Annotated in this window: 2 protein-coding genes; both read right to left on the bottom strand. The window is 60.9% G+C overall.

Going from position 1 to position 5322, the window contains the following annotated elements; genetic code table 11:
• Positions 1-246 precede the first annotated feature (246 nt).
• Complete coding sequence (locus ABX749_RS20485; RefSeq protein WP_259635039.1) at positions 247-642, bottom strand: HU family DNA-binding protein; 396 nt, start codon at positions 640-642, stop codon at positions 247-249.
• A gap of 285 nt (positions 643-927) precedes the next feature.
• Positions 928-5322, bottom strand: a 4395-nt coding sequence (locus ABX749_RS20480) for an Ig-like domain-containing protein (RefSeq protein WP_372897610.1), incomplete at its 5' end; no start/stop codon positions are given.

Here is a 5322-nt window from a genome sequence, read left to right as displayed (position 1 = left end):
CCGTTGGGCAACGCTGTGAAACATTTTTGAGCGACAGCCCGCGAGCCTACGGGCCCTGCGTCGGCCAAAACCTTGTCGATTGAGCGGTATTGTTCGCGAGCCCTCCGGTGTTTCGGGAACGATGAAAGACCGGAGGGCTCGCGCCCTACCGCTAACAAGAAAAGAGCGCGGTGCCATAAAAAACGACACGCGACAATCAGTGTCGCGTGCCGTTTTGATTTCTCAGGGCGAGGCTGGGGGCCAAGCTCAGATCATTTCCTTGAGGCCCTTGAGCGGACGGATGACGACCTTCTTGCTGGCCGGTTTGGGCTTCAGCCAGATTTCACTTCCGTCGGACGGGTTGCGTCCCTTTCGCTTCGGTTTGGCTTCCACATCCTTGCGTTGGATCTTGCACAGACCCGGGATGGTGAATTGACCGGAGCCGGTGCGGCCCATTTCACGAGCGATCTCATCAGTCAGCGCGTCGAAAACCGCGGCGACGTCTTTTTTGGACAATTCGGTCGACTCAGCGATGTTCGCGATGATTTGAGTCTTCGTAGGTGCCTTCGGCGGAGCTTTAGCCATTTGGGAGAACCTTTTCTGATTGCTTATGCAGGAAGGGTTGAAGAGGGGATTGCGATCCCGTGTGTTTGTGACGGCCAAGTGTTATGTTGCGCCAAAGGTTGGTGCAACCCGGCATCGTCCAAAAAACCCTGCAATTTGCGGGGTTTCCGGCGATTCTTAGCCGAACGAACCGTAGCACGCGTGGGAAATCCCCGGGGCCGAATTCGCCCAAAAACGCTTAAAAGCCCGTGTTTTCGAGGTTTGCGGCCGTTTCCACGAGCAGCCCGTCGCAAACACGCCGCCGAAAAGCCGCCGCCAAAGGCTCGAAAAAAGCCCCAAAAACAGCGGCCAAATTTCCTGGCCGAATCTCAAAAAAACCGCAAATCACCGCCTAAAGCGGAAAAACCGACTGAGCGAACTCGCACTCAGACCGGACTCGGTGGTCGATTTCGACTCCCCAGCCGACTCGTCCTCCGACGCCTCGCTGTCGGTTTGCGCCGCCGTATCTACTGCGTCCGTCGCCGCCTCGGAAGCCAAAATTCGACTCGCGCCGGCAGGGGAGACTTCCAACGCCGCCGCCTCTGGTTCGCTCTCGGCGTCAGAATCGTCTGACGTGGTCGGAGCCAGCAGACCGGCCGACAACATCGGTGCCGCGACCTCGCTGACCGACGTCGCCTGGGCCACCGATTCCCCTTCGCCCGATCCGGCCGTCGAGAAGATGCCCGTCGCCGGTTCACTGTCAGCGAGCGGACTGTTCACTGCGTCATTTGCCACGGTGCCAGACGATGGCGTGCCGACTTGTTCGCCTTCACCGCTGCCGGCGGCGAGCTGCGTTGTGGCCGCGCTGTTTGCCGCGTTATCCGCTGCGGGGGTGCGGCTGTAATTGACGGCGTTGCTGTCCACGTTCACGCGGAACAGTCTCAAGTCGCCGATCTGGCCACGCGGCTGGACGATGTTTCGATTGCTGGTCAGCACGGCTGCGTTCAACGTATCGGGATCGGTGCCGCCGGCGTCGTCGTCTTCACCAGAGATAGTCAGTTCGGTTCCCAAGTCGTTGAGCGTGAAGTTGGCGTTGGAAATCGATTCCGATGCCAGCGACGTGGGCTCGGCCAGCAACGCCTGTTCGCCGGGTTGGACGACGACCAGCGCGGATTGCTGTGGCGTCGAGCCCAGCCAATCTTGGATCGAGAGGTACTCCGGTTTGATCCGTCCCATCTGTGCATCGATCACCGCGTCACCATCGTCGGCGCTGCTATTGATCGTGTACTGCTGAGGCTCCTCGGCGCCGCTGAAGAACGGAATCGCCGGGATCTCGACGACGTAGTCACCGGGCAACAAGTTCGCGAAGAACAAGTTGACCCCATCGAGAGTCGGAGACTCGTTGACGGCATTGCCCAACGCATCCGTTCCGGTCAGACGAACCGCCGAAACAAGTCTGCGGCCTTGGCTGCCGCTGAATCGGACGGTGATATTTCGCTGGGTCAGATCCAGCACTTCGATCGTCAACGTTCCCACGCTGTCGGTGCCGGATCCGTCGGACACGCTGTAGGTCAGCGTGTCCGTCCCGGTGAACGTGCTGCTGGGCGGGGTGTATGTCAATTCGGTGCCGGCGGTGTTGACCGACGCGGTTCCGTTTTGCGCCGTCGTTTGCTGGGCCGTGGTCAGCTTCAGTTGCAAGGTTTCGCCATCGCCATCGACGTTCGCCGGCAAGTCTTCCAAGCGAAGCACGACCGATGCGCCGCTGCCCAGATTGATTTGAACCGTGTCGTTGAGCACCGGTGGCGGGTCTTCGACTTCGGTGACTGTAAACGTGACCGTCGCGGTCGCCACTCCGCCGCCGGTGTCGCGGATGGTGTAGGTCACCGTTTCGGTGCCGAAGAAGTTAGCGGCCGGTGCGTAGAAGAACGTGGAACCGTCGCTGCTGAACCGGGCCGTCCCGCCTTGGCTGGGTGTGCCGACACTCTCGATGACAAACGCTTGGTCATCGACGTCGCGGTCGTCATTGGCCAGAATATCGAAGGAGGCTTCGGCGGTGTCTTCGTTGACCGTAAAGGCGTTGTCGCGGGCCGTCGGTGGCGCATCGGACGACGTCACCGTGACGGTCACCGTTACCGTATCGGTGGCCTGCCCGTCGCTGACGACATAGGTGAAGGTATCGGTTCCGGTGAACCCGGCCGGCGGCGTGTAATCCACGGCCAAGCCGTCCGAGGAAACTTCGACGGTTGCCCCCGTGGTGTTGCTGGTCACCGAGGTGACGGTCAGCGTGCCATCGGTGTCGGGATCCAGCGAGTCATTGGCCAGCACGTTCAGCCGATTGGCGGTGGTCCCTTCGACCACTTCAAACGCGTCGTCCAAGCCGGTCGGCGGATCATTGACCGGTGTGACGGTGACGGTCACCGTGGCAGTGTCTTGCGCGCCGCTGCCGTCCCCGGCCCGATAGGTAAACGTCGTCGTGCCGTTGAAGTTTGCCGCCGGCGTGAACGAGACTTGGCCCGAATTCACGCTGACCGTGCCTCCGCTGGCCGGTTGGGTCACCGAGACGATCGACAAGGCCGCACTGCCGGTGGTGGTGTCGTTGGCCAGAACGTTGATGGTCGTCGCCCCGGAATCTTCGGCGACGGTGATCGCGTCATCGAGCAACGTGAAGTCCAGCCCCACGGTCAAGTTGACGTTGCCAAAGAACACCGAATCGGCCGGTATCTGGTCGTCCTCGCCGTAGAGCAACATCTCACTGCTGGACTCGTCGGCTTCTTCGCTGCGAATGTTGACGCTTCCCGCGGCGATGGCTTCCATTCGCACCCGGGCGATCACCGATTCGGCTTCGCCGGTCGCGACCGCGGCGGTCGATGCGGCACCGAGTTCGTCAATCAGGCCGGTCGAGAACGTCCCCTTGGGCGACAGCGTGAAATTGCCGACGTATTCGATCGTCGTCCCGCCTTTGACACGAATGATCGAGGAATCGAACAGGATGTCGGTGTAGATCGCAAACACCCCGTCGCGGTCAAAACTGCTGCGGGCGTCGACACCGACCAGTTCCAAAACAAACTCGTCTCCGACGTTGACGTTGCTGACCTCGTTACCGTCGGTGTCCCTGAGCACCAATTTGACTTCGGCCTTGGGCGCCTCGGCGACCGTGACGGTGAAGTTTTCAGTACGCGTGTTGCCGGCCAAGTCGGTGATCGCCAGCGAGAACTGCGTGTCGCCGACATCACCGGCATCCGGCGTCCACTGGATCACGCCCGATCCGGCGTTGATCGTCGCGCCGACGGGAAATTGCGTCAACGCGTACGTGATCGAGCCTTCTTCGCTGTTGATCAAATCGGTTTCATACAGCCGCCCGACATTGGCGCGGGTGTTGGCGCTGCTGGTCACCGACGTCGGTACGGTGGTGTCGTAGGTGACGCTCACCGCTGCGCTTTGCTCGCTGGTTTGTCCGCTGAAGATCTGGCGAGCGGTCACGTTGTACGTGCCCTCGCCGAGGGCGGCGATGTTGTTGGTCGTGATGGTGACACTCGTCCCGCTGGCGACGGCTTCGCCCAAGACCGCCGAAGTTTGTTGATTGATCAGCTGGACCGTCGCACCGCTGGTGACGCCATCGACCACGAACGCCAGTGAACCCGAATTGGTGATGTTGTCGCTGTCGCTGCTGCCGGTGTCGCTGCCCGCACTCAGGTCAATCGACGTGGGGGCGGCGAGCACCTGTTCGCCTGCGAAGTTGAACGTCAGGACTTGATTGTCGCTGTCACTGGAACTGTTGCCGGTGACACCCGGTCCGGGGCGGACGGTGACTTGGACGTCAACCGTCCCGGTGAATCCGGTTGCCGGCGTGACCGTCAGCAAGCCGTTTTGATCGATCGAAGCGGTCGCATTGGAGCCACCTGAAATGACGGTCGCCGAATAGCTGACCGCGTCGCCTTCGATGTCGGTGCTGGACATCTGCAACGTCGCCGGCGTGTTGCGTGTGAATTCGTCAGGCACTGTCACCCGATTCAGGTAGGGCTGACTGTTCTGCGTGTCATTGTTGACGTCCACCTGGAACGTCTCGCTGTGCGTATTGCCGTCGCCATCGGTCACCGTCACCGTGACGTTGGTCGATCCCACGCCGTTGCCGGTCGGCTTCAACATGATCAACGAGTTTTCTGTGTCGTTGAACACCTCGATCGTGTTGATCGCGATGTCCGTCGTCGGTCGGTCGGCACCGTTGACCGCGTGTTCGCTGATCGCATCCAAGACGTCAAAGCCCTCGATCAGCTGGCCGAAGACACTGTGGTTGAAGTCCAAGAAACGCGTGGGCACTTCGGTGAGAAAGAACTGCGAGTTGTTCGTGTCGTCGCTGGATTTCGCAAACGAGATCACCCCTTTGCGGTTGTGCTGCAGTTCGGGGTGAAAGTCGTCGTCAAAGTTGCCGAGCGTCGAACCACTGGTACCGGTTCCCGTCGGGTCGCCGGCCTGGATCACGAAATCGTCGACCACACGGTGGAAGATGATGTCGTCGTAGAAGTCGATATTGGCCAGATTGATCACGCGTCCGGCCGCGGTCGGGGCGCGCTGCTCGAACATTTGGATCACCATGTCACCGTAGGTCGCCATGTCGATCCGGATCGAACGGTTGCCGCTGACCACACTGGCCTCCAGCAGGTTCGAATCGGCGACCGAGACGGTCACGGTCAACGGACCGCCGTCGGGGTCGTAGGCATCCACGGGCACGTGCAGCGGTGAACCGATCAAGGCGGTCTGGTCACCGATGTCGACGAAGGTCGGGTTCTCCCCTTGGGGAAT

Origin of the sequence: Stieleria sp., from assembly GCF_041595215.1 — a bacterium.
Lineage (GTDB): Bacteria > Planctomycetota > Planctomycetia > Pirellulales > Pirellulaceae > Stieleria > Stieleria magnilauensis.
This window is presented reverse-complemented; position numbering and strand designations above follow the sequence as displayed.